2 protein-coding genes are annotated in these 1,702 nt (G+C 65.0%); one reads left to right on the forward strand and one right to left on the reverse strand.

Annotated elements, in window-relative coordinates:
• The coding region (locus ACE3S9_RS19265; protein WP_374548090.1) for an NAD(P)/FAD-dependent oxidoreductase at positions 1 to 851 on the reverse strand (851 nt) is incomplete at its 3' end.
• Between the two features lie 160 nt (positions 852 to 1,011).
• On the opposite strand from ACE3S9_RS19265, the gene ACE3S9_RS19270 reads away from it, so the two are divergent.
• Positions 1,012 to 1,702: AI-2E family transporter (locus ACE3S9_RS19270; RefSeq protein WP_374548091.1), on the forward strand; the 691-nt coding region annotated here is incomplete at its 3' end.

A 1,702-nucleotide genomic window follows, 5' to 3' on the forward strand; every position in this document is an offset into this window, starting at 1 on the left:
GGGTCGACGCTGTAGTCGACATGGTCGATCCATTCGACGTCCGGGCCGAATCGCGCTTGGTCGCCGAGATCGAGGGTCAGATGCGTGCCGAGACCGCCCGGAACGGGCGCGGGATAAATCAGGCGCGAGAAGGGCGAACGGCCGGCGAGGGCGAAATAGCTGCCCTTGGCGAAAAAAGCTTTGGGGACCTGTTCGACGGGAAAACCCTCGAACCGCCGCGCCAGATCGGGCGCGTAAAGGCCGGCTGAATTGACGCACAAGCCGCAACGCAGCCGCATCGGCTGGTCGCCGCCGAGCGTCAATTCGACGCCCTTGTCGGAAATCCGGCCCGCAACGACCGGCGTCCTGAGCGCCAGAACCACGCCATGGGCCTCGGCCTCCGCCAGCAGAGCCAGCATAAAACCGTGGCTGTCGATGATGCCGGTCGAGGGCGACAGCAACGCCGCCTCGCAGCGAAGCGCCGACTCCAGCGCGCGGGCCTCTGCGGCGCTCATCTCGACCAGATCGGCGACGCCATTCTTTTCGGCGCGCGCCTTGATCGCGGCGAGCTGGCCGATCTCCGCCGCCGAAGTCGCGACCACAAGCTTGCCGCAGCGGCGATGCGCCACGCCGCGTTCGGCGCAGAAATCATAGAGCGCGCGCCGGCCCTCGACGCAGAACCGGGCCATCAGGCTGCCAGGATCGTAATAAAGGCCGGCGTGGATCACCTCGCTGTTGCGCGAGGAGGTTTCGGCGCCGATCCGATCCGCCTGTTCGACGACGATCACCTCCCGCCCGGCCAAAGCCAGCGCGCGCGCAACCGCCAGCCCCACAACGCCGGCGCCGACGACGACGCAATCGACCTTTTCCATGCAGCGGCGCCCCTGGAGCCGGGTGATTCATCGGCCGGCCTCGATGTTAGCCTTGGCCGGGACATTTGCGAAGCGCCACCATAAGCGGTTGAAGCGGCGCAAAATCCCGGCTTAACTCGCAAGCGTCGCCATAAGGGCGCGCGGTTTGGAAATCTGATTCATGAATAACGATCTCGCGGCGAAAGCGTCGCTCATTCTCTGCGCTTTGGTCATCCTGCTCGCCGCCGCCTTCGTCGCCCGCCCGATCATCGCCCCCGTGACCTTCGCGATCTTTATCGTCGCCGTGGTCTGGCCGCTGCAAGGCGCGTTACAGAACCGAATCCCGAAACTGGCGGCGCTGGTCGTCACTTTGCTGTGCACCCTCGCGGTCATTTTCGTGCTGGGCTATCTGATGATCTGGGCTTTCAGCCTGGTCGCGCAATGGCTCATCAGCAATACAGCGCGTTTCCAGTCGCTTTATGCGCAAGCCGCCGACTGGCTGGAAGGGCATGGCATAGCCGTGAAGACGCTGATGGAGACGGGCTTCAGCCCGGCCTGGATCACCGGCGCCGTGCGGGGGATCGGCGGTCAGGGCTACGGCCTGCTCTCCTTCGTGGTGATCGCCTTCGCCTTCACGGTGCTCGGCCTGCTGGAGGTCGAGATCGCGCAGGACAATATCAGCCGGCTGGACAATCCGGGCCTGAGAGAGGCGCTGCTCAAGCCCGCGCAGGAGATTTCCGCCAAATTCCAGAAATATATGATGGTGCGCAGCACGATGAGCGCGCTGACGGGGGCGGTCGTCTGGGTGTTCGCCTTGATCGCCGGGATGGAGCTGGCCACCGCCTGGGGCGTGATCGCCTTCGTGCTGAACT

Source organism: Rhodoblastus sp. (genome assembly GCF_041915505.1).
Lineage (GTDB): Bacteria > Pseudomonadota > Alphaproteobacteria > Rhizobiales > Beijerinckiaceae > Rhodoblastus.